Consider the following 22,459-nt stretch of genomic DNA (forward strand, 5'->3'; position numbering starts at 1 on the left):
CTTCACATCAGTTCGCGCTTTACGTAACGTCTCCAGTCTTCGCAGAGAACCGTTGGTGAAATAGCCTGATCGGAGAGTTGGTAACTATTGCTTATTTGGCCAATCAAGCTCGGGTACTGCTTGAGAAAATCTGCAGAGGATCCGCTTAGTGCAAGAAGCAGACATGCCTCAGATCCGATAGCCATGCGTTCTCGATCGTCTTTGGCGCGAGGTTGATGCCTAGCCAACGTAAGTGCCGCATGCGTCGATTCATGAATGCCCACCATCGCTGCGAACCAAAGTGCTTCGTCGCCCTGACTAACCAGGCACAGACTCATGTAATCGAGCCAGTAAAGTTTGCCCAAGTTAGCCGAGAACGCGTAGCGCTTTACCGCTTTGCCAGCACCAGTAAGCTTGATTGAAGCCGTCCCCTGTCTTGGCCAACCATAGGCTTCCGCAAGCACTGCATCCAATGCATCAGACAATTTGCGTTGTGCTCCGATCGAAGGTTCGCAATATGAAGGGCCTTGCACACGCAATTCAAATGCATTCGTCGATTTGTATCGGTAGAAGAAGCGTCGTCCATCGTCCTCTGGTGCAGAGGCGCCCGAGCCAGGCAGATAGGTACCAGAAACAGACCAAGTTATTCCTAGCCGATGAACTACGGTCGTATTAAAAGCGGTTTCTATCTCGAAGCCGCCCTCTCGTGCCTTGGAAACGACGTTAAAGGCTGAGTTTGGAGCTCGCACCGACATATGGCAGGCGGCCAGATGGAAAACAATAAAAGCGAGAGCCGGAAACCAGACTAATCGTGGAGCACGCATGCGTAAGTCCGAGGCTGGTAAGAACTGCCGCCACAACGGCGGCAGTTCGTTGCGCATCAACGCTGGCATATCTCTCTTGTGCGGTACGGAGTCATACACTCCGCGCTGAAGGTGGCACTCGTTGATGCCTGTTGGACTCCCTGATACACCACAACTGTGCTCATGAAGTGGTCATTACCATCAGCCGGTATGCTTCCGTAACTGAGTTTCGCGCCGATACCCGCAGCTGATGGATACTGGTTCAGCCAGCTCTGAATCGCCGCAGGGTTCTGGAAGGTGAGCTTCGTACCCGATCTCACCCATGGAAAGGAAGACGAGGCAAGAATCGCACCATTGCTGTCACTGATGGTGAGTGCTGCGTTCCCCGTGGTCGCCAATGCAAAATCAGTTCCGGCAGTCTCGATATAAAGATCTGCCGCGCTGATGGTCGCCTTCATCGTAGCCACGCTCCTCATCAGTGCAGGAGGCGGCCAGGCCCCTTTTACCGAAAGTTCTCCTTCGACTGGCTTGCCAACCTGCTTCTTTACTGTTGCACTCCAATCGCAACCCGTGAGGGCAAACATCGCGCCGGCAAGTGCAACGAATCCTAGAGCTTTACGAAGTTCCATGTCTGTTCCTCCTTGGATAGTGACAGCTAAGGCTTCGGCTGCATTGCACCGCACCGAAGCCGGCCCTTCTGCTGACACTGAATCAGCCGTCATCAGAATCTTCGGCTTTAAGGAATACGACGTTGACAAGCTATGTCGGCGTCGATGACCAGCTCCTTTTTGACTTCGCCTTGATGGCGATCAACTTAACTCGCACGAAGCGCTGTCTGCACTAGAAGAAAAGCATCGATAAATGTACGAAGTCATCTTCTTCGCCAGTGGGTGTACGACGACACGCAGGCACTAACTGCGCTCGTATCAATTGAGATTACACGCAAGGCAACTGGGGACAGCAATCAGGATCGAGGGCGAACGATTGACCTGGAACACGAGAGCGCTCCAAGTGCAGGTGTACCCAACCAGCAGGACCCCATCGATCACATGGATCCGCCTGCCACTTCATGAGGATCGCTTCACTAAGGCTACTTAGTGACAGCAGCATCCAGCTGCCCGATCGTCGCCGACGATGGCGGCTCGCTTGCCTGCAGCCGCGTGGCCACCGCGGCGGCTTCACGCAGCACCCGCAGCATGTTCCCACCGGCCACCTTGCCGAGATCCTCATCGGTCCAGCCGCGTCGCGCCAGCTCCTTGAGCAGGGCGGGATACTTGTCGACGCTTTCCAGGCCCTGCGGCGTGTCGGGAATGCCGTCGAAATCCGAACCGATACCGACGCAGTCGATCCCTGCCACTTGGCGTACATGCTCGATGTGATCGGCAACCATCGCCAGCGTGACGACGGGCTTGGGATGCTTGTGGTCCCATTCGGCCAGTGCCGCCTTCGCCCGCTCGGGCTGACCGATGTAGAGGCCGGCGTAAGGTGGCGCGTTGTAGCGCGTCTGCTCGGCGGCACGATCAGCTTCCCAGCGCGCGCGCGCGGCCGACACATAGGACGGCGCAAAGGTCACCATGACGATGCCGTGGTTGCGCGCCACCATCTTCAGCACGTCGTCCGGCACGTCGCGCGGATGATCGTCCAGTGCGCGTGCACCGGAGTGCGAAAACATCACCGGCGCGACCGAGGCATCCAGCGCAGCGCGCATCGTATCCGGGGATACATGGCTGAGATCGACCAGCATGCCGAGGCGGTTCATCTCATGCACCACCGCGCGCCCGAACGGCGTCAGCCCATGATGCTTCGGCGCATCCGTCGCCGAATCGGCCCAGTCGTTGTCCAGCGTATGGGTCAGCGTCATGTAGCGCGCACCGACTGCATACATCTGGCGCAGCACCGGCAGCGAGTCGTCGATCTGGTGGCCACCCTCGATGCCGATCAGCGACGCCACGCGGCCGGCCTTGAACGCCTGCATGATGTCGTCCGCCGAATACGCCATCTGCAGATCCTTCGGATAGCGCGCCACCATGGTGTGCACGATATCGATCTGCTCGAGCGTCATCTTCACCGCCGCCGGACCGGTGATCGTCGGCGGAGTCCACACCGACCAGAACTGCGCACCGAGATGACCTTTGTGCAGGCGCGGGATATCCGTCATCAGCGGCGATTGCATTTCACCGTCCTCCAGCTTCAGTGGAAGATTCGCGGCACTGCTACTGAGCTCCACGCCTGCAGCATTGCCGAAACGCTCGCGGATTTCCCACGCCAGATCGTTGTGGCCATCGATCAACGGCGTCGTGGCGAGCACATGATCGACACGCGCAGCCAGAGCAGCATCGTCTGACCGGGCCGCCACCGCAGGCGACATGCACAGCGTGGCCATGATCGTTGCCAGGCCGACCATGGCCTGGGTCGAACGTCTGTTGATCGTCATGCCTTTCTCTCCTGTTGTTCCGGATACGCAGCCATCGTTTCTTGCGAACCACCGCGAACTGCCACCCCAAAAGCACCATCCAATTGGCCATTCGAAGGTGTCCGACCCGGCAGTTGCCGAGCGGCAGTCGCCGTCAGCATTACATCCGGGTACATCGCAGCTTCTTGCTCCGGACGAAGCGGTACTCCTCGTTTCACTACAGCATTTGAAATAGACGTCTTTCAAGTGCCGAACTGTCTCGGAATGTTCATACCCGGGTGGTGAAATCCCCTTCGAGCCGCGCACTCCTGCCATGGCTTGCCATAGCCACGAGGCGATTCATTGAATCTTGCTGCGCCCGGCCCTGTCCGGTCAGCCCTGTCCCCTGCATCCAACAACGGGAGTTCTCACAATGTTCCGTGCTCTTATGTTCCGCCCTCACCTGCTCCGCAAGACGCTGCTGTGCGCTTCGATCGCCGCGACGGGATGGGCATTCGCGGTTTCCGCCCAGATGGCGCCATCTGCCAGCAAGGTTTCTTCCCTGGCTCAGGTGATCCCCGGACCGTTGCCACGGATGACGCCCCAGGATGCCGTACCTACTGCCACGCCAATCAAGCATCTGGTGGTCATCTTTGGCGAGAACCGTTCGTTCGATCATTATTTCGGTACCTACCCGGTAGCGCAGAACCCGCCGGGCGAGCCGGTCTTCACCGCGGCGCCATCGACACCGGCCGTGCAGGGCCTTACACCTGCCCTGTTGACGCAGAACCCGAACGCGACCAATCCGCTCAACGGCGTCAATGCGGTCAATCCGTTCCGGCTGGATCGCACGCAGGCCAACACCGAGGGCCAGAACCACTCCTACACACCTGAACAGCAGGCCTACGATAACGGCGTGACGGATCTGTTCCCCACCTACACCGGCAACAACACCGTCAGCAGCACGGGCACCTTTGGTACCCACGGTCTGGTCATGGCCTATTTCGACGGCAACACCGTGACCGCAATGTGGAATTACGCCCAGCATTTTGCGCTGAACGACAACGCGTATACCGACACCTACGGTCCATCCACACCGGGCGCGCTGGAAGTGGTCTCCGGCACCACCAACGGTGCCCAGGCGATCATCGGCACGGCTTCGACCATTCCAGACACCCAGGGCGGCCTGACCCTGATAGGCGACACCGATCCGGCCTACGACACCTGCTCGTCGACCTCCAGCACGGCCCGGATGACCTCCAAGAACATCGGCGATCTGTTGAATGCCGACAATCTGACCTGGGGTGGCTTCATGGGCGGCTTTGACCTGACCGCCACCAACAGGAACGGCAGCACGGGCTGCGCACGCAGCACCTATTCAAGCGTGCTGGGTGCGACCAAGACCGACTACACCCCTCATCACAACTGGTTCCAGTACTACACATCCACGGCGAACTCGACTCACGCGCGCCCCAGCTCGATCGCCAAGATCGGCTATGCCGATCCAAAGGACAGCAGTGGCACGCCGGTACACCACGAGTATGACGTCAACGATTTCTTCAGCGCCGTGTCGGCGGGCAACTTCCCGTCGGTGAGCTATCTGAAGGCGCCAGCGGTGGGCGATGCGCATCCGGGCAATTCCGATCCGCTGGACGAGCAGGAGTTTGTCGTCAAGGTCATCAATTTCCTGGAACAGCAGCCCGACTGGAAGAACACCGCCATCATCATCACCTACGATGACTCCGATGGCTGGTATGACCATCGCTATGCGTCACCGACCACCGCGTCGTTCGACTCGACCACCAGGGAAGGTTCGGTCACCGGTGCCGACCAGCTCAATGGTCCGGGCATGTGCACCGGCCCCGATGCCAGCCCCGGCATCGGCGTCAACGGTGGTGTCGTCAACGGGCGCTGCGGTCCCGGCACACGCGTCCCGTTCCTGCTGATCTCGCCCTATGCCCGCGTCAACTACGTCGACGACACGCGCGTCAGCCAGTCCTCCGTCGTGCGTTTCATCGAGGACAACTGGCTCGGCAGCGAGCGTATTGGTCAAGGTTCGAATGACGCGACAGCTGGAAGCATCATGAACATGTTCGACTTCAACCGAAACCAGTTCGATATCGCCCGCCCGATCTTCCTGAACCCCGAGCTGGGCACCGTGACCCCCGCACCGATCGAACCCCAGCCGCAACAAGCAGCTCTGGTTGTCGCGCATTCCAACAAGGCCCTGTAAGTCACCACGACTGGCAACATCCCTGCTCCGTCTGCCCGCCAGTCGGGCAGGGATGCTTCAGGCGCCACAGGACGGTTGTCTGATTGTCGCCGTACTTGCAGATGAAGGAATCCATGCAGATTCCTTTTCGACAAACCCATTGAAGTAACGGATTCACGCTCTTGTCGTCCGACACCCGATCCTTCCGACATCCGGTATCCCGTGGCCGTGCTCATCGGCGGAAAGCGGTTTTCTGCCCGATACTCATTTTCGGCGCCCTGCTGGCTGGTGTACTGGTCACTCATGCCGATGCGCAACCCGGTACAGGGATCGCAGGGACAAACGGCATCAATCCTCATCCGGTCACCTTGAACCTGCCACCCGTGCTGCCGCTGAGTGCCGTCGCGCAATTGGGCAAACTGCTGTTTTTCGATCGCTCGCTATCGGCCTCGGGACGGCAAGCCTGCGCGTCGTGTCACAGCCCGGCATACGCCTACAACCCTCCGAACAGACTGACCGTCCAGCCGGGCGGCGCGGACCTCAAAAGCTTCGGCAACCGGCCACCTCCCTCGCTGGCTTATCTCTACCGGCAACAACCTTTCAGCATCGGCCCGGATACCGGCCCGGACGATGCGCCCGTCGATCTCAATACCGCAGCGGCCTCGGCCGCCAGCGCCCCCATGGCGCAAAAATCTGCCGGGACCACGCAACCGACCGCCATGGTTCCCCAGGGCGGATTGTTCTGGGACGGTCGCGCCGACTCGCTGCAGCGGCAGGCCTTTCTCCCCGCGCTTGACCCGTTGGAAATGGCCAACGGGAGTGTGGCCATGATCGCCAGCGAGCTCGCCCGCGCCACTTATCGCCAAAGGTTCGTCCAGCTGTTCGGTCAAAACATCTTCAACGATCCGGATCGGCTGGTGTCCGAGGCGATGTTCGCCCTTGTCCGCTACCAGATCGAGGACCCCTCCTTCCATGCCTTCACCAGCAAGTACGACGCCTGGCTGCAGGGCAAGGCACGGCTCACCGCGACCGAAGCGCGCGGCTTGCAGCTGTTCAACGATCCGCAAAAAGGCAATTGCGCCGTCTGCCATTTGAGTCAACCCAGCCGCGACGGCCTGCCGCCGCTGTTCACCGACACCCAGTACGAAGCGCTGGGCGTGCCGCGCAACCCACACCTGCCGTTCAACAAAGATCCGAAATTCTTCGACCTCGGCCTGTGCGGACCGGTCCGCAAGGATCTGGCGCAGCAGACGCGGTACTGCGGCATGTTCCTGACCCCGACCCTGCGCAACGTCGACCGCCGTTCGGTGTTTTTCCACAACGGCGTGTACCACACGCTGCAACAGGTGCTGGATTTCTACAACCTGCGCAGCGTACGACCCGAGAAGATCTACCCGCGCGATGCCAGCGGCAAGCTCACGCTATACAACGACATCCCTGAAACACTGCAGGGCAACGTGGACGTCAAGGATGCTCCGTTCGATCTCAAGGTCGGCGACCCGCCTGCGCTGACGAACCTGGACATGCAGGACATCATCGCCTTCATCCATACGCTCGATGACGGCTATACACCGACGCCACAGCAGACTGAACACGACGCCGCTGGTGCCAGGTGATTTTAGCCTCTCGCGTGATCCAAGCGGATCAGAGCCAGCCCATTTCAAGGCCTCGTGCGATTGCATGTGGCTCTGACCGCTTCGCACGGGGGCAAGCGAAGCGACTGGCGCGAAGATTCGCACCGCGCAGTTCGCGAAAGAAACACTGCTCCCGTTTCGAGAAGCGCGCGCTCAGTGCTTTTTCTGTTTCGGCAATGGAGCTGCGGAAGCGGGTGTCGTCAAACGCCTGATCGCGGTATCGGCCTGCTCGACGATTTCGCCGCCGACCGCCGGATCCGCGCGCAGCGCGCGCCATGCCCGCAGTGCATCGACGCGCTGACCTGACGCTTCAAGCAGCTGCGCGAGCACGGCCCGCATGGCGGGCTCGTCGAAGGCGAGCTGCGCCAACGTCGCGGCCTGCTCCGCCGGTGGAGCAGCCTGCAACAGCGCAGCCGTGCGCTGCTGGTCACGGCCGAAATCGTAGTAGACGTCCTTCACGCTATCGCGCGTTGCCGCGTCGATCGGCTCTCCATCGATGCGCATCGTGTTGACGAGCGCGAGCAACGCGGCATCCGTCGGCGTCGCATGCGCGTTGCGCAGTGCGGCGATCTGCAGGGTCCTCACGTACGCCCGTGTCGGACCGCTGGCTGCACGGGTATCCGTCAGCGCATCGGCAAAGTGCCGGGACGCGGTCGTAAGGTCACCGTGCTGCCAGAGAATCCAGTGGCCCCAGAAAGCATGGGCGTAGGCGTTATGGGCATCCGCAGCCAGCGCACTCGCGTAGTCGCGCGCCGGGTCGACGCTGCTGCTTCCGTCGCGGCTCTTGAGGAACCGGGCCCAACCGAGATGGGCCAGAAGATCGGCGCGGCGTTGACCAGTGGCATCGGCAGCAGCACGCTCGAGCACCGGCGCGACGGGATCGACGATGTCCGAAAAGGCGTGCCCCGGACCCGGCCGGGCGTCACGCAGCCACTGCATCGCGACGTCTTCCTGCTGCGCCTGCAGCCCCTTGCGCCGCCGGTCGACAGCCCACAGTGAGGATTCCAGCGGACCGGCCGCGCTGGTCAACTCGATGGCTTGTCCGAGGCCAGCCCAGGCAGCTGCGGGTTCATCACGTTCGGATTGGATCTGCGCCAAACGCGCCAACTCATCGACATGCGCCATGCGGTCCTTGGCATCGTGCACGAGCTTGACCGCCTGGAACAGCCCGAGCAGCAGCGACACGATCACGCCGATGCCGGCGACGCGTTTGACGATGCGTTCGAACGGGGACGGCGGCGGAGCCGCGGCCTCTGTGCTGCGATTGCGCTTCATCTTGAACCTCCCGCCGCAGTGTCGCGCTTTGGGCCGCCGCTGCAAAGCGTAAATATCGATCGAACGTTGGGTCGCGTAGAAACTGGCCCAACCGTCCAGTGGATATCGGGGTCCAATGGAGTGCCAGAAATGTCTGGCACTCCTCTACCAAGGTGCTCGACTACGGCCTGTGCAGCCTTTTGGCATTACTGTTCAGGCGGTTCGTAGTTGGGCTTCTCGTCTTCGCCTTTCCTGACCCTCGCCAGCGTGCGCTGCAGCGCATCCCGCTGCCCGCTGTCCTTGGTCTTCTGGATCAGCGACTCAAGGATGCTGGTGTAAGCCGTCTTCATCGCGTCTGCCGCAGCAACCGTCACGTCGGGTTTCACACCGACGTGCTCCCAGTTCGTCTTGGTGATCGGATTGATCGCACGCCCGGTCGGAATGAACGCGACGAAGCCATGTCCCAGCGAGAACGCATCACCCGGATTGGCGCCGCCGCCGGTGGTCTGCCCTACCAGGGTGGCCCGCTTCTGCGTCTGGAAGTCATAGGCGCACTCCTCGCCTCCCGAGAAGGTGTAAGCCGAGGTCAGCACGTAAACGGGTTTCGCATAACGTGCGCCGGCGACAGGCATCGTCCAGTACTGCTGGGTGCTGTTGTCGTGACGCCAGTAGAGGTCGTTGAGGTGCCGGCTGTCGCCCTCGGTGAAGAAGTAGCTGAGGAAGTTCGCCACCGAAGCAGGATCGCCGCCGCCGTTCTGGCGCAGGTCGAGGATCAGCGCATCGGTGCCCGAGAGCAGATTCATCGCCGAGGCATAGGCACCCGTCACGAATTCGGCCGGCGGGAAAGCGCGAAGGTCGAGATAACCCACATTGCCCGGCAGCCTCTCCACCTTGGCGATACCGAAGCCCATGTGAAGTACAAATTTTCTTGTCTCGTCCACGTCTTCCTGGGTAGGCGCCTTTTGATCGCCGGTGGAAGCCTTGAAGCTCGGATCGTAGAGCACGCGCAGATGGCGATCCTGACCTGCCTTGCTGAGGTCCGCCGTCAACGCCGTGGCGAAAGCATCGGTCGTCTTGCTGCCGTTGTAAGCCCCATGTGCGGCGTTGGCCGAGAGCTCTACGGCTACCTTGTCGGCAACCGCAGGGAATACATAGTTGGCTTTCAGCTGCTTGCCGAGTGCTTCGACAACAGCACTGCGTGTCGATGCATCAACCGCAGCGGGTGGCGGCGGTTCGGCTTGGGCGGAAACATGGGGGATCGAGCCAAGCAACAGCAGGCACACAACAAGGTATCGACAGCGATGCATGGGCACGCTCCAAGACAGATTGGAAACCAGGCTCAGAGTACAGTTTCAAGAAACGCATTTGCGAAAGCGCAACCTGCCTCCAGTATCGATGCCCTGTCGCTGATCATTTTCCGGGGAACAGTGACTGCAGCTGCGCATACGGCATCGAGCCCTCGGCCATCGACTCCGAGCGGCCGGTGTCGAGGAAATCCCTGGCCAGCCTTTCCGCCTGCCCCCACACCATCTGCGAAATACCGGAGCCCGCGCTGAGCCGCCGCACACCGAGCCTGCCCAGCTCATCCGACGCAGCCAGGCCCGGCCACGCCATCAGATTGATCGGCAAACCGACGCCTCCCACGATGGCGACGATCTCGGCGGCATCACGAAGCCCCGGTACGAACAGGCCATCGGCGCCCGCAGCACGGTAGGTCGCGCCACGCGACAGCGTTTCGTCGACACGCTTCGATGCATCGACCAGATTCGCCAGGAAAACGTCGGTGCGGGCATTGACGAAAATATCCGAACCCGACTTCGACGCGGCATCCTTGATCGCCTCGATCTTCGCCGCGAGACTCCCGGGCGCAGCCGTTCCGTCCTCGATATTGATGCCGGCAACGCCGACATCGAGCAGTCGCCGGACGGTCTCACCCACAGCCTTCGCATCGTCCGAATAGCCGTTTTCCATGTCGACCGTAAGCGGCACCCGCAACACCCGCGCCATGCTGGCGGCAGCAGCGATCGCCACGTCGGCAGGCATCTTTCCACCGTCGGCGTAACCCTGCGCCCACGCCACACCTGCACTGGTGGTGGCGATGGCCGAGGCGCCGAGGCTTTCGAACAACCTGGCGCTGCCGGCGTCCCAGGCATTGGGGAGCCGCAAAGGTTCGGGGCCGCCGTGCATCCGGCGGAACGTGGCTGCTTGCTGGGACATGTCGATCTCCAAGGCATACGTCGCGGGTGGAGTCGGCAGGGTAACGCCTCGGCCACGATGGCGAACAGCCAGAAGTCACATTCCATTCTCGATCCGCTGCCGGCCACCTCACACCGTGGGTCCAGTCAGAGAACCACCGCCCAGGCATCAGCCCCTGCCGATGCTGTCCAACTCAGTCATCACGTCCTCGCCGAGTTGCAACTCCGCCGCCGCCAGATTCTCGCGCAGATGACCCAGCGACGACGTACCGGGAATCAGCAGGATGTTGGGCGCACGAGCGAGCAGCCACGCCAGCGCAACCTGCATCGGCGTGACCCCGAGACGCGCAGCCACATCGGAGAGGGTTTGCGATTGCAGTGGACTGAAGCCGCCGAGAGGAAAGAACGGCACGTAGGCGATGCCTTGCGTGGCGAGTGCATCGACGAAGGCATCGTCTTCGCGATGGGCCAGATTGAACTGGTTCTGCACGCAGACCACGGGGGCGATGCGTTGGGCCTCGGCCACCTGTGTGGCGGTGGCATTGCTCAGGCCAAGATGGCGAATCAAGCCCTTCTGCTGCAGCGTGGCCAGTGCGCTGAACTGCGGTTCGATCGATCCTTCGGACGGCGCGTGCACGTCACCCATGATGCGCAGGTTGACCGCATCCAGCACGTCGAGCCCGAGGTTGCGCAGGTTGTCGTGCACGGCCTGCTCCAGTTGCGCCGGGCTCTGTGCCGGGCTCCACGAGGCATCGTCACCGCGCAGGGCACCTACCTTGGTGACGATCACCAAGTCGTCCGCATATGGATGGAGCGCCTCGCGGATGATCCGGTTGGTGACATGCGGGCCGTAGAAGTCGCTGGTGTCGATGTGATTGACGCCGGCTTCCAGCGCCGCGCGCAACACCGCCAAGGCGGTGGCGTGATCCTTGGGTGGGCCGAACACGCCGGGGCCGGCGAGCTGCATGGCACCGTAGCCCATGCGGTTGACGGTGCGGTCGCCGAGCGGGAACGTGCCGGCTTGCTTGAGGTGGCTCATGTCTTTCTCCTGGGGACGGTCGATCATCGGGATGAACCGACTATAGGCTCGCCCTTCCTGCTCGATAATCCGCCACACTCCGCACGGGCTGTGCGGAGATCCGGACAATGGCAACCGACATGCAGGACCTTCTCGCCTTTCTGGCGGTGATGCAGGCGGGCGGTTTTCGCGAGGCGGCCCGCGCCGGCAACGGCTCGGCCTCCCAATTGAGCGATGCGGTGAAACGTCTGGAGACACGACTGGGCGTACGCCTGCTTCATCGCACGACACGCAGCGTGTCGGCCACCGAAGCGGGTGAACGTCTGGCCGAACGACTGACGCCGGCGCTGGCCGAAGTGCAGGCGTCGCTCGACGTGGTCAATCATTTCCGCGACAGCCCCACCGGCGTGTTGCGACTCAACGTGCCGGCCAACGTCGCGCGCACCGTGCTGCCGCCGATCATCACGCCGTTCCTCAAGCGCTATCCCGAGATCCGGCTGGAAGTGATCGTCGAAGACAGTTTCGTCGACCTGCTGGCCGCCGGTTGCGACGCCGGTATCCGCTACGACGAACGCCTTGCGCAGGACATGATTGCCGTACCGATCGGCCCGCGCATACAACGACTGGTGACCGCAGCCGCACCCGCCTACCTGGCAGCACATGGACGTCCCGAGCATCCACGCGACCTGTTGCAACACGCCTGCATGCGTGGCCAGTTTTCCGGTGGCGCGATACCCGTCTGGGAGTTCGAACGCGACGGCGAGATTGTGCGCATCGACCCGCAGGGGCCTTTGCAGGTTCGCCAGGGTGCCGCGTTCGACCTGGCCGTGCAGGCCGCTATCGACGGGCTCGGCATCATTCTCTTGTTTGAGGATTGGCTACGTCCGCATTTCGAAAGCGGCGCCTTGGTGCCCGTCCTCGAACCCTGGTGGCAAAGTTTCAGCGGCCCGTTCTTGTACTACTCCGGGCGTCGTCACCTGCCCTCGCCACTGCGCGCGTTCGTGGACTTCATTCGCGAGGGCTGAGCTGAGCTGAACGCGGCGTGTCATCACGCCAGTTTTGTTCGAAACCAACCGGCGATCATCACATCGCATATGTTCTTCCAACGAGCCACGAACTATTGTGTGGAGATCAAGTAATGCACAAGGGGAGCACGTGGCCAAACGCAGGGAAAGTGGATTTGAGGTTATGGCGGCCATGCCGTGGTGTATCGTCGGTCTGATCGGATATGTCGTAATACGTCACGGCCTCGGCTGGTACCTCGCGTCGAGCAATAGTTCCGTCATTTCCTCAATGGGCCGCATGTTGGCGAACGGGGCCTACGCACCCTTCGCCTGGATTTTCCTGACCGTTTGCTGGCTGGCCGCCCTCGCCTCCTTCCTTGGTCTCGGTCGCCGACGGCAGTTGTTTGACAGGCAAACCGGCATCGATAGCCTGTGCCAGATGAGCTGGCGCCAGTTCGAACAACTGACCGGCGAAGCCTTCCGCCGCCAAGGTTATGCAATTGAAGAAGCTGGCCTCGGCGGCGCCGATGGCGGCATCGACTTGATCCTGCGCAAGGACGGCCAGACCACGCTGGTTCAATGCAAGCAATGGCAGAACCGACAAGTCGGCGTCACAGTTGTGCGTGAGATGTACGGCCTCTTGATGCACCACAAAGCTGCTGCCGTGAAGATTGTCGCCCTCGGCGACTACACCACCGACGCACGACGCTTCGCTCAAGGCAAACCGATCGAACTCATCCTTGGCGGCGAACTAATCTCTACGGTGCGCTCGCTGCAAATCTCCAAGGTACGGGCCACAGGACCGCTGGACTCGCCGCTTGCGCTTGGTGGAAGCATGCTCGCGAGTTTGCTGGTCATCGGCGCACTTGCGTCTGGCACCGCAACCGCACCACCAAGCGCTATCCCGTCGCAAGTTGCTACCCAGCCTGCAACTGTTCCGTTGCAGGCGCCGATGATCCGTCCGGCCCCAGCAACGCCACCGGCGCACCCGCAAGCAACGATCTACATGAGCGATTCGCAGGACGCAGCACAGCTACGTGAATGGAAGAAGCAGAATGCGGAGTCGATGAAGATTCTGGAGAAGACAACGAAGGAAGTGCCGCTTCGTTAGGAGCTCATAGCGACATAACGGCACAAATTTTCTCTGACCACCGAGGTTCCTAAAGGCGAGCTATCCATAGCAGAACACTTCGCTTCGGTCGTTCCGACTGCAGTGCAGCCGTCTATACTTGAGACATCAATTCGGGGAGGCCATCAAATGCCTAGAGGTGATAACTGGTCGCGTGTTGAGGTGGAGGCTTGTGTCGCCTCGTACCTCACTATGTTGGCGCTGGAACTCAACGGTCAGCGCTACAACAAGACCGAGTACGCCGAAGCGTTGATGCGGAACCTTGATGACCGAAGCCGAGTATCCGTGGAGTTCAAGCACTGCAACGTCAGCGCCGTCCTGCTCGATCTGGGGTATCCGAATATCAATGGCTACAAGCCTCGCTTCAATTATCAGCATGAGCTTGTTGACGTGGTGGAATCGCAACTAGCAGGGAACCTGGTCATCGACGCCGCCGCACAAGCCGCCGTTGAGCGCCCTGCCATCGAGATCTCAGTGAGCGAGTCGCAGGTCGTGTGGGTGCCCGTCCCGAAACCCTCAAAGGTCCGCGAGACGGCGGCTGAATACTCACCCAATTTCTTGCCTATTCGGCGCGACTATCTCGCACGTGAAGCGCGCAACCGCTCGCTTGGCCGTGCAGGCGAACTATTCGTGCTCGAACTCGAATCACGCAGGTTACATGCCGAAGGCAAAAAGGCCTTGAGCGAGCGCGTCGAGCATGTTGCAGCAAGCCGAGGCGATGGCTTGGGTTACGACATCCTATCTTTCGAAAGCAACGGTCGTGAACGCCTGATCGAAGTGAAGACCACCGCTTTCGGTGAGCTAACACCGTTCTATGTCAGCCGCAACGAAATCGCACGATCAAATGCGGACGCGGAAAAATATCGACTCTATAGGCTCTTCGACTTTCGCGAAAAGCCTCGCGTGTTTCAATTGTCCGGTTCAATAGAAGCTCACTGCAAGCTCGATCCGGTGACATATCTGGCCCGTTTCAACGGTTGAATTGATTACGCCAAACTCACTCGAATCGTCCACGCAGCTTCCTCCGTACAGAGTGCGCACCGGAACGCTCCGCCGATGTCTATCCGAAACCCCTGTACTGCGGTGAGAATAGCCAGCGACGGCCGGTTACCGGGATACGCGAGTGGAGGCAACACCGGAACATTTGCCCAGTGCCTGTTCGAGAAGTCTGGCTGAAAACAGAAAGCGGTGTGGGCCGACGAAACAGGTGACCGCTGATCGATTTTTCTAGATCACGCTCTTTATCTGGTCTCGTTAGCTGAGACAAATTGGCACCAAAATCCCCGGCGTCCGCGATGAAATTCGCGTGTCGACCGAGGCCATGCATGAGCGACGAATACATTTCCGAAGACAAGTACTGGGGTGACTGGGGCGTTATCCAAAAATCCGATGGTGGCATGTTCGATTTCGACGACGTCAAAGATCAGCCGCTCGAACGAGTGTGGACCATCGTTGATACCGGTGCTTACGAAGATGAAAACTGGTACGCCATGCCGGGGTTTCACATCGTAAACAAGCTTGGCTACATCATGACCCAACGCGAGTGGACTTCGGACACTCCTGATGCCATCTATTTTCGGCATGAGGACGAGGACGATGGCGAGCGCCAAGTCTTCATTTATCAGTACCGTGACGCCTCGAACTACAAGGCCGGCGGTATGTTGCTTCTTTACGGCGCAAGCCGAGACGTTGAAGAAGATCTAATCCGCGAGTGTTGTGACGCGGATGGATGCTTCGTTGCCGAGCAAGTCGGAGTGCCCGCACTGTGCAATCAACTCTTCGCCTTTGGTGGTGGTCCTACCGATGACGATCACGCCTTCCATGAATTTCAGGAGCTTCGACCGGCTACGGCAGAAGAAATTGCTTCGCTCCCGTTGTGGGGTGGTTTGCGAGACCTGACGTGTCGATTCCTTCGCACGGAGGGCACATGGGATTGCTCGTTGTCTCCAAACTGCTGCTGATTCGATATGGGCATGGCATAGTCACTAGCGTTGGATACGCTCGCCTGCGCAGCAGGCGTACAGAGTGCGGGCCAGGATGGCCCGCCGCTCTACCCGGGGCCCCTGTGCGGCGGTGAGCTGGGGACGACAGGCCGCGTAGCGGGAATCGGCAGGAGGCCGATTCCTTTTCGCCAGCACAGGGATGTGCTGTCGAAAAGCCCGGCCACAGCTCACGGACTTGCCGGGCATGGATGCCCGGCAAGCGCCAAGCGGGGTGTCGTTTTCTCTTGGTTACTTCTCTTTTGGACAAGCAAAAGAGAAGTGACTCGGGCCGCGCAGCGGCACGAAAGCTCTTTACTGTGGATGCTGATTCAGCGGCGGGCATTGAGCTGAAGGCACTGGGCCCCAGCCTGCGCTGGGGTGACGGATAGGTGGGATTTTCGCGAGCACCTACCCCCAGCCCTCTCCGTCAAGAGGGAGAGGGCGAAAAGAAAAGCCCACCGAATGGCGGGCCTCTTCATATCGGCAAGGCGCCCCGCACCTACCCCAGCAACACCCGATTCATCCTCTGCACAAACGCCGACGGGTCCGGCAACTGCGCGCCAGCCGCAATCTCTGCCTGTTCCAGCAACAGCATGGCCAGATCCTTCGCCTTCGCCTCGTCGGCTTCCGCCTCGACGCGCTTCAACAACGCGTGCTGCGGATTGATCTCCAGCGTCGGCTTGTTGTCCGGCATGTCGTGGCCGGCTTCGCGCAGCAGGCGCGCAAGATGTGGAGCCATCTCGTAATCGGCAAGCGCGAGGCACGACGGTGAATCAGTTAGGCGGGCGGAGACGCGCACATCGCCGACGCGATCGCCGAGCAGGTCCTTGAGCTTCTTGACCAGCGGCTCGGCCTCCTTCGCGGATTTCTCCTGCTTCTTCTTGTCCGCCTCGTCCAGCGGCAGTTCGCCCTTGGCGACGTTTTGCAGTTTCTTGCCGCTGTATTCGCTCAAGCTGCCGAGCATCCATTCGTCGATGCGGTCGGACATCAGCAGCACTTCGATGCCCTTGGCCTTGAACGCTTCCAGCTGCGGGCTGCCCAGCGCGGCGGCGTAGCTGTCGGCGGTGATGAACCAGATGGTGTCCTGGCCCACCGGCATGCGGCCGATGTAGTCGTCGAACGAGACGGTCTGCGCGTTGCCTTCACCCTTGGTCGAGGCGAAGCGCAGCAGCTTGGCGATGCGCTCGCGATTGTTGGCGTCTTCGCTGATGCCTTCCTTGAGCGTGTTGCCGAACGCCTTGTAGAAGGTGACGAATTTCTCCGGCTCGTCCTTGGCCAGCTTCTCGATCAGGTCGAGCACGCGCTTCACGCAGGCGGACTTGATGCGCTCGAGCTGGCGGTTCTGCTGCAGGATCTCGCGGCTGACGTTGAGCGGAAGGTCATCTGCATCGACCACGCCGCGCACGAAGCGCAGGTAGTTCGGCAGCAGTTCCTCGGCCGCGTCCATGATGAAGACGCGCTTGATGTAGAGCTTGAGACCCTTGCGCTCGTCGCGGCCACCCATCATCAGGTCGAACGGCGGCTGCGACGGGATGTACAGCAAGGTGGTGAAGCTCTGGCTGCCTTCGACGCGGTTGTGCGTCCACGCCAGCGCGTCGTTGAAATCGTGGCCGAGCGACTTGTAGAAGCTCTGGTAGTCCTCGTCGCTGATCTCCGACTTCGGCTTGGTCCACAGCGCCGAGGCGGCGTTGATGGTCTCGAATTCGTCGGTCGGCATGCCGTCCTTCTCGACCGGCATGCGGATCGGGAAAGCGACGTGGTCGGAGTACTTGGTGATCAGCGAGCGTAGCTGCCAGCGCTTGAGGAACTCGTCCTCGTCGGCCTTCAGGTGCAGGATGACCGACGTGCCGCGCTCGGCCTGCTCGACCTGCTCCAGCGAATACTCGCCCTTGCCGTCGCTCTCCCACTTCACGCCCTCGCTCGCCGGCGCATCGGCGCGACGGGTGATCACGGTGACTTTGTCGGCGACCACGAAGGCGGAATAGAAGCCCACGCCGAACTGACCGATAAGCCGTGCGTCGGCCTTCTGCTCGCCCGACATCGCCTCGAGGAAGCGCTTGGTGCCGGAGCTGGCGATGGTGCCGATGTTCGCCACCACTTCGTCGCGGTTCATGCCGACGCCGTTGTCGCGGATGGTGACGGTGCGCGCATCCGGATCCCAGCTCACGTCGATATGCAGCTCGCTGTCGCCGGCCATCAGCTCGGGCTTGGCGATCGACTCGAAGCGCAGCTTGTCGCAGGCGTCGGAGGCGTTGGAGATCAGCTCGCGCAGGAAGATTTCCTTGTGCGAGTACAGCGAATGCGTGACCAGGTGCAGCACCTGGGCGACTTCGGCTTCGAATTTGCGGGTTTCGGCGGGTGCGGTCATGGGTGGATGTTCCGTTTGATGCGTGGATGTTCTGGATCGTCATTCCGGCGCAGGCCGGAGGCGTGCTTCATTTCTTCGTCATTCCGGCGAAGGCCGGAATCGCATTTCGACTTTGAGAGCGATTCCGGCCTTCGCCGGAATGACGACGTGGGGCCGGAATGACGGATTGGGAAGTTTACGGTGCAACCGTGCCTATGCGGCGTTCTGCAGCGCGGCGATCCGCTCGTCCAGCGGCGGATGGCTCATGAACAGTTTCTTGAAACCCTCCGCCAGCGGGCCGGAAATGCCGAACGCGGCGATGGTGTTGGGCAAGGTGCTTTCGCCGTGGTTGGCCTGCAGCCGTTGCAGCGCGGAGATCATCGCGCCACGGCCGGCGAATTTGGCGCCCGCAACATCGGCCCGGAATTCGCGCCAGCGCGAGAACGCGGCCACGATCATCGAGGCGAACAGGCCGAATATCACCTGCAGCACCATCACCACCACGAAGTAGCCGATGCCACCGCCGCCGCGGTCACTGTCGCGCCCACCGGACATCCAGCTGTCGACCGCGCGGCCGACGATGCGTGCGGCGAGGATCACCAAGGTGTTCAACACGCCCTGGATCAGGGTCAGCGTCACCATGTCGCCGTTGGCGACGTGGCCGATCTCGTGGCCGAGCACGGCGGTGACCTGCTCGCGGTCCATCTGCTGCAGCAGGCCGGAGCTGACCGCGACCAGCGAGCTGTTCCTGGTCATGCCGGTGGCGAACGCGTTCATTTCCGGCGCGTCGTAGATCGCCACCTCGGGCATGCCGATGCCGGCGTTCTGCGCGTGGCGACGCACGGTGTCGACCAGCCAGCGCTCGGTCTCGTTCTGCGGCTGGGTGATCACCCGCGCACCGGTCGACCACTTGGCGATCGTCTTGGACATCGCCAGCGAGATGAAGGCGCCGCCCATGCCGAACACGGCGGCGTAGGCCAGCAGGCCACCCATGCCGCCGTAGCCGCGGGCCGCTGCCATCTGGTCGATGCCGAACAGGTGGCAGACGATGCTCAGCAGGAGCAGGACGGCGAGGTTGGTACCGATGAACAATGCGATGCGACGCATGGCTGTCTCTCTTATGGCAGTCATGAAGGGGATGCACGCTTGGTGCGTGAGATGAAAATTCGGGGCTCAGAGGCACCGTTTCAAGGGTCGACGTCACCTGCCGAGCGCACTGCGTACCCTAAAATGACCGCATGACCTATCGCGGCCGCTTCGCCCCCTCGCCCACCGGGCACCTGCATTTCGGCTCGCTGGTGGCTGCGGTGGGCAGCTGGCTGTGCGCACGGCATGCCGGTGGCCAGTGGCTGCTGCGGATGGAGGATATCGACCCGCCGCGCGAGGTCGCCGGCGCGGCCGCCAGCATCCTCGCCGCGTTGCCGGCCTTCGGTCTCGATGCCGATGCGGCGCCGCTGTTCCAGTCGCAACGTATCGCGGCGTATGACGAAGCCTTCGAACGGCTGCGCGCGGCGGACCGGGTATTTCCCTGCTGGTGCAGCCGCAACGATCTGGCCGGTGCGGACGGCATGCATCGCGACGGCCACTGCGTCGCCCGCGCCAGGCAGGATCGACCGCCCGCGTGGCGTCTGCGCGTACCGGACATCGAGGTGACTTTCGACGATGGGTTGCTGGGGCCTCAGCGTGAGAACCTGCGCGAGAGCGTGGGTGATTTCGTGATACGCCGGATTGAAGGCTTCTACTCCTATCAGCTGGCCTGCGTGGTGGATGATGCGTTCCAGGGCATCACCGAAGTCGTGCGCGGCAGCGACCTGCTCGACTCCACCGCGCGGCAGATCTGGCTGCAGCGCTGCCTGGGCATGCCGACGCCCGGGTATCTGCATTTGCCGCTGGTGCTGGATGCCGAGGGCTACAAACTGTCCAAGTCGGACCAGGCCCATCCGGTCGATCCGGCTGCACCGCTGCCGGCATTGCGGCAGGCCCTGGCCTTCCTGTCTGTACCGGTGCCGGCGGTCAGGATGAACGTGCCGGATTTGCTGGCCCATGCGCTGACAAATTTCGACCCGGCACTTTTGCCGCAATGCAGCGGTCACTCTGTCGCCTGAAACGCTATAAAGCATGAACAAGCCGGCCCTCCATGGCATCGGATTGCAGCAATCTGCTGCCATGATCCCGGACCCACAGCCCTCTGCTTTACCTCACAGGAGATCATGGACATGACACAGCGCACGGCATTGGTCACGGGCGGCACCGGCGGCATCGGCAGCGCGATCATCCGCTACCTCGCCAGCCAGGGGCACCGGGTCGCCACCAATTATCGCGACCAGGCCAAGGCCGAGGCGTGGCACGACGCGATGGCGAAGGACGGGATCGAGGTATGCATGGTGCAGGGTGACGTCACCGATCCGACTGCCTGCGACGCGATGATCCGTGCGATCGAGGAAAAATGCGGTCCGATCGACATCCTGATCAACAACGCCGGCATCACCCGCGACAGCACCTTCCACAAGATGAACTACCAGCAGTGGACGGACGTGATCAGCACCAACTTGAACGCCTGCTTCAACGTCACCCGCCCGGTGATCGACGGCATGCGCGCACGCAAGTGGGGCCGCATCGTGCAGATCAGCTCGATCAACGGCCAGAAGGGCCAGTACGGCCAGGCCAACTACGCCGCGGCGAAGGCCGGCATGCACGGCTTCACCATCTCGCTGGCGCAGGAGAACGCGAAGTTCGGCATCACCGTGAACACCGTCTCGCCCGGCTATGTCGGCACCGACATGGTGATGGCGGTACCCGAGGAAGTGCGCGAGAAGATCGTGGCGCAGATCCCGGTGGGACGTCTCGGTCGGCCGGAGGAAATCGCCCATGCCGTGGCATTCTTTGCCGGGGATCAGGCCAGCTGGATCACCGGCGCGAACCTGGCGATCAATGGTGGGCATTACATGGGTTGGTGAGCGTGTTATTGGATTGTCTAGGGAGCCTCGAAAACCATCGTCATTCCTGCGAAAGCAGGAATCCTGCCACTGAATCCAAAGGCACTGGATCCCTGCTTTCGCAGGGATGACGAGCAAAAGCCCGGTTTTTCGAGGTCCCCTGTGGAGCGCACCCTGCGCGCAATGCCTTTACAGGCGAGGCAGGAGCATCGCGCACAGGGTGCGCTCCTACCGATCGAGCAACTTCTCCAGCACCTTGCCCACCGCTGCAAACGCGAACGCACCAGTGACATGCGTAGCGGCACCGAGGCCACCACCACAAGCCAGATTCAATGCGTCGCCACCCGGCGGTCGATTGCCGCACACGGTGCCGTCCGGCTGCGGGTACTGCACGTTCTGCAGTGAGTACACCGCCGACACGCCGAAATAGCGATCCGGGTTGCGCGGAAAGTTGAAGTCAGTACGGAGCTTTTTGCGGATCAGGCTGAACATCGCGTCGTGCTCGGTGCGTGACAGGTCTCGCACACGGATCTGCGTGGAATCGGTACGCCCACCGGCCGAGCCCACGCTGACGATCGGCAGCTTGCGGCGACGGCACCAGGCGATCGTCTCCAGTTTCACCCGGAACGCATCGCAGGCATCCAGCACGATGTCGTAGCCGCGATCGAGCAACTCGTCCAACGTGGACGGGGTAAGGAATCGTTCGATCGGCTCCAGCTGGATCGCCGGATTGATCGCCTTCGCCCGCGCCGCGATCACGCCGACCTTGGACTTGCCGAACTCGCCATCCAGCGCATGCAGCTGGCGGTTGGTGTTGGACACGCAGACTTCGTCGGCGTCGATCAGGGTGAGCCGGCCCACGCCGCTGCGCGCCAGTGCCTCGGCCGCCCACGAACCGACGCCACCGATGCCGATAACACAGACATGCGCCTGCGCCAGCGCGGCCACGCTGCCGATGCCGTACAGGCGTTCGACGCCGGCGAAGCGTTCGGCCGGAAATTCCACCTTACTCATGTCGACATGCTACGGGGCACTTGGGGTTGTCTGCGATGTCACGGGATGATCCTGTTGCGGTGTAGCCGCCATTATCGCGCTTGCGTGGATGCAACGCATCGGCGCGGGTTATTCTTGCCGCCTTCCCTGGCAGCTGTGGAACCGAATCGATGCGCGTCGCTCTGTTGCTCCTGCTGGGCCTGGCGATTGGCGTGATCGGTACGGTCAACGTCATGAGTACGCTGAGTGCACGCAATCCGATGCCGAAGGCGGTGATGCACACCATGGGCTATCACATGGGCGAACTGGGTCATGCGCTGAAGGCGAAGCAGTGCGAGGCGGCCAGCATCCAGCATCACCTGCAGCGGCTGCAGTCCACTGCCACCGACATCGTGCCGGTGTTCGGCGTGACCGAAAAGGACTTTACCGACGACGCTAGCCAGTTGCAGGACCATCTGCAACTGGCGCTGCAGGCGGCGCCCGCGGATTGCGCGGCGCTGGCCGCGGTGATCAAGCCGATCGACGACACCTGCAAGAGTTGCCACCAGAAATACCGTTGAAACCCTTGCCCCTCCCCCTGC

The 22,459-nt window shown here is 61.6% G+C and carries 19 protein-coding genes; 9 read left to right on the top strand and 10 right to left on the bottom strand.

Annotated features, from left to right (window positions below; all coding sequences use genetic code 11):
* Positions 1-2: 2 nt before the first annotated feature.
* The 3 genes from B0E51_RS19200 to B0E51_RS09350 form a co-directional block, all read right to left on the bottom strand.
* Entirely contained in the window at positions 3-860 is an 858-nt protein-coding gene (locus B0E51_RS19200) for a hypothetical protein (RefSeq protein WP_143525862.1), read from the bottom strand.
* Positions 860-1,411 (bottom strand): hypothetical protein, encoded by a 552-nt coding sequence (locus B0E51_RS09345; RefSeq protein ID WP_077444612.1) that lies wholly within the window; start codon positions 1,409-1,411, stop codon positions 860-862. The genes B0E51_RS19200 and B0E51_RS09345 overlap by 1 nt, the downstream gene beginning before the upstream one ends.
* A gap of 461 nt (positions 1,412-1,872) precedes the next feature.
* Positions 1,873-3,216, bottom strand: a complete 1,344-nt coding sequence (locus tag B0E51_RS09350; RefSeq protein ID WP_143525863.1) for a dipeptidase — start codon at positions 3,214-3,216, stop codon at positions 1,873-1,875.
* A gap of 391 nt (positions 3,217-3,607) precedes the next feature.
* On the opposite strand from B0E51_RS09350, the gene B0E51_RS09355 reads away from it, so the two are divergent.
* The gene (locus tag B0E51_RS09355; protein ID WP_254424479.1) at positions 3,608-5,407 is read left to right on the top strand and encodes an alkaline phosphatase family protein; all 1,800 of its coding nucleotides are present in this window, start codon (positions 3,608-3,610) and stop codon (positions 5,405-5,407) included.
* Between the two features lie 362 nt (positions 5,408-5,769).
* Complete coding sequence (locus B0E51_RS09360) at positions 5,770-7,002, top strand: cytochrome c peroxidase (protein ID WP_254424480.1); 1,233 nt, start codon at positions 5,770-5,772, stop codon at positions 7,000-7,002.
* A gap of 171 nt (positions 7,003-7,173) precedes the next feature.
* Here the strand turns inward: B0E51_RS09360 and B0E51_RS09365 are convergent, their stop codons facing one another.
* The 4 genes from B0E51_RS09365 to B0E51_RS09380 all read right to left on the bottom strand — a co-directional run bounded on the left by B0E51_RS09365 (position 7,174) and on the right by B0E51_RS09380 (position 11,508).
* Positions 7,174-8,295, bottom strand: a complete 1,122-nt coding sequence (locus tag B0E51_RS09365) for a hypothetical protein (protein WP_077444615.1) — start codon at positions 8,293-8,295, stop codon at positions 7,174-7,176.
* 185 nt (positions 8,296-8,480) lie between these two features.
* Positions 8,481-9,581 carry a S41 family peptidase gene (locus B0E51_RS09370; RefSeq protein ID WP_077444616.1) on the bottom strand — a complete coding sequence of 367 codons (1,101 nt, stop codon included), beginning with the start codon at positions 9,579-9,581 and terminating at the stop codon, positions 8,481-8,483.
* A 103-nt stretch (positions 9,582-9,684) separates the two neighbouring features.
* Positions 9,685-10,491 (bottom strand): isocitrate lyase/phosphoenolpyruvate mutase family protein, encoded by an 807-nt coding sequence (locus tag B0E51_RS09375; protein ID WP_077444617.1) that lies wholly within the window; start codon positions 10,489-10,491, stop codon positions 9,685-9,687.
* A gap of 147 nt (positions 10,492-10,638) precedes the next feature.
* On the bottom strand, positions 10,639-11,508 hold the full coding sequence (locus B0E51_RS09380) for an aldo/keto reductase family oxidoreductase (protein WP_077444736.1): 870 nt from the start codon (positions 11,506-11,508) through the stop codon (positions 10,639-10,641).
* 107 nt (positions 11,509-11,615) lie between these two features.
* Between B0E51_RS09380 and B0E51_RS09385 the strand changes: the two genes are divergently transcribed.
* The 4 genes from B0E51_RS09385 (at position 11,616) to B0E51_RS09400 (ending at position 15,581) form a co-directional block, all read left to right on the top strand.
* Positions 11,616-12,512, top strand: coding sequence for a LysR family transcriptional regulator (locus B0E51_RS09385; RefSeq protein ID WP_077444618.1), 897 nt, complete (start codon positions 11,616-11,618; stop codon positions 12,510-12,512).
* A 163-nt stretch (positions 12,513-12,675) separates the two neighbouring features.
* The gene (locus B0E51_RS09390; protein ID WP_254424481.1) at positions 12,676-13,602 is read left to right on the top strand and encodes a restriction endonuclease; all 927 of its coding nucleotides are present in this window, start codon (positions 12,676-12,678) and stop codon (positions 13,600-13,602) included.
* Positions 13,603-13,812: 210 nt separating this feature from the next.
* A complete protein-coding gene (locus B0E51_RS09395) occupies positions 13,813-14,601 on the top strand; it encodes a DUF3883 domain-containing protein (protein ID WP_168172613.1) in 789 nt (262 codons plus the stop codon).
* A 344-nt stretch (positions 14,602-14,945) separates the two neighbouring features.
* Positions 14,946-15,581, top strand: coding sequence for a hypothetical protein (locus B0E51_RS09400; protein ID WP_077444621.1), 636 nt, complete (start codon positions 14,946-14,948; stop codon positions 15,579-15,581).
* A 520-nt stretch (positions 15,582-16,101) separates the two neighbouring features.
* On the opposite strand, the gene htpG is transcribed toward B0E51_RS09400, so the two are convergent.
* Positions 16,102-17,970, bottom strand: coding sequence for a molecular chaperone HtpG (htpG, locus tag B0E51_RS09405; protein ID WP_077444622.1), 1,869 nt, complete (start codon positions 17,968-17,970; stop codon positions 16,102-16,104).
* A gap of 192 nt (positions 17,971-18,162) precedes the next feature.
* Positions 18,163-19,056: a protease HtpX gene (gene htpX, locus B0E51_RS09410; RefSeq protein ID WP_077444623.1), complete on the bottom strand. Its 894-nt coding sequence runs from the start codon at positions 19,054-19,056 to the stop codon at positions 18,163-18,165.
* Between the two features lie 131 nt (positions 19,057-19,187).
* On the opposite strand from htpX, the gene gluQRS reads away from it, so the two are divergent.
* Together gluQRS and phbB are read left to right on the top strand one after the other, a co-directional pair.
* The gene (gene gluQRS / locus B0E51_RS09415) at positions 19,188-20,054 is read left to right on the top strand and encodes a tRNA glutamyl-Q(34) synthetase GluQRS (protein ID WP_077444624.1); all 867 of its coding nucleotides are present in this window, start codon (positions 19,188-19,190) and stop codon (positions 20,052-20,054) included.
* Positions 20,055-20,165: 111 nt separating this feature from the next.
* Positions 20,166-20,906 carry an acetoacetyl-CoA reductase gene (phbB, locus tag B0E51_RS09420; protein WP_077444625.1) on the top strand — a complete coding sequence of 247 codons (741 nt, stop codon included), beginning with the start codon at positions 20,166-20,168 and terminating at the stop codon, positions 20,904-20,906.
* 207 nt (positions 20,907-21,113) lie between these two features.
* On the opposite strand, the gene B0E51_RS09425 is transcribed toward phbB, so the two are convergent.
* Positions 21,114-21,899, bottom strand: a complete 786-nt coding sequence (locus B0E51_RS09425; protein WP_077444626.1) for a tRNA threonylcarbamoyladenosine dehydratase — start codon at positions 21,897-21,899, stop codon at positions 21,114-21,116.
* A gap of 149 nt (positions 21,900-22,048) precedes the next feature.
* Between B0E51_RS09425 and B0E51_RS09430 the strand changes: the two genes are divergently transcribed.
* Complete coding sequence (locus B0E51_RS09430; protein WP_077444627.1) at positions 22,049-22,438, top strand: cytochrome c; 390 nt, start codon at positions 22,049-22,051, stop codon at positions 22,436-22,438.
* Positions 22,439-22,459 lie beyond the last annotated feature (21 nt).

Origin of the sequence: Rhodanobacter sp. C05, assembly GCF_002001165.1 — a bacterium.
In the GTDB taxonomy this organism is placed as follows: Bacteria; Pseudomonadota; Gammaproteobacteria; order Xanthomonadales; family Rhodanobacteraceae; genus Rhodanobacter.

Bases quoted from the DNA above. Each gene is read 5' to 3' on its own strand.
- B0E51_RS19200 (WP_143525862.1), bottom strand. From the start codon at position 860: ATGCGCAACGAACTGCCGCCGTTGTGGCGGCAGTTCTTACCAGCCTCG.
- B0E51_RS09345 (WP_077444612.1), bottom strand. From the start codon at position 1,411: ATGGAACTTCGTAAAGCTCTAGGATTCGTTGCACTTGCCGGCGCGATG.
- B0E51_RS09350 (WP_143525863.1), bottom strand. From the start codon at position 3,216: ATGACGATCAACAGACGTTCGACCCAGGCCATGGTCGGCCTGGCAACG.
- B0E51_RS09355 (WP_254424479.1), top strand. From the start codon at position 3,608: ATGTTCCGTGCTCTTATGTTCCGCCCTCACCTGCTCCGCAAGACGCTG.
- B0E51_RS09365 (WP_077444615.1), bottom strand. From the start codon at position 8,295: ATGAAGCGCAATCGCAGCACAGAGGCCGCGGCTCCGCCGCCGTCCCCG.
- B0E51_RS09370 (WP_077444616.1), bottom strand. From the start codon at position 9,581: ATGCATCGCTGTCGATACCTTGTTGTGTGCCTGCTGTTGCTTGGCTCG.
- B0E51_RS09375 (WP_077444617.1), bottom strand. From the start codon at position 10,491: ATGTCCCAGCAAGCAGCCACGTTCCGCCGGATGCACGGCGGCCCCGAA.
- B0E51_RS09380 (WP_077444736.1), bottom strand. From the start codon at position 11,508: ATGAGCCACCTCAAGCAAGCCGGCACGTTCCCGCTCGGCGACCGCACC.
- B0E51_RS09385 (WP_077444618.1), top strand. From the start codon at position 11,616: ATGGCAACCGACATGCAGGACCTTCTCGCCTTTCTGGCGGTGATGCAG.
- B0E51_RS09390 (WP_254424481.1), top strand. From the start codon at position 12,676: ATGGCGGCCATGCCGTGGTGTATCGTCGGTCTGATCGGATATGTCGTA.
- B0E51_RS09395 (WP_168172613.1), top strand. From the start codon at position 13,813: ATGTTGGCGCTGGAACTCAACGGTCAGCGCTACAACAAGACCGAGTAC.
- B0E51_RS09400 (WP_077444621.1), top strand. From the start codon at position 14,946: ATGAGCGACGAATACATTTCCGAAGACAAGTACTGGGGTGACTGGGGC.
- htpG (WP_077444622.1), bottom strand. From the start codon at position 17,970: ATGACCGCACCCGCCGAAACCCGCAAATTCGAAGCCGAAGTCGCCCAG.
- htpX (WP_077444623.1), bottom strand. From the start codon at position 19,056: ATGCGTCGCATCGCATTGTTCATCGGTACCAACCTCGCCGTCCTGCTC.
- gluQRS (WP_077444624.1), top strand. From the start codon at position 19,188: ATGACCTATCGCGGCCGCTTCGCCCCCTCGCCCACCGGGCACCTGCAT.
- phbB (WP_077444625.1), top strand. From the start codon at position 20,166: ATGACACAGCGCACGGCATTGGTCACGGGCGGCACCGGCGGCATCGGC.
- B0E51_RS09425 (WP_077444626.1), bottom strand. From the start codon at position 21,899: ATGAGTAAGGTGGAATTTCCGGCCGAACGCTTCGCCGGCGTCGAACGC.
- B0E51_RS09430 (WP_077444627.1), top strand. From the start codon at position 22,049: ATGCGCGTCGCTCTGTTGCTCCTGCTGGGCCTGGCGATTGGCGTGATC.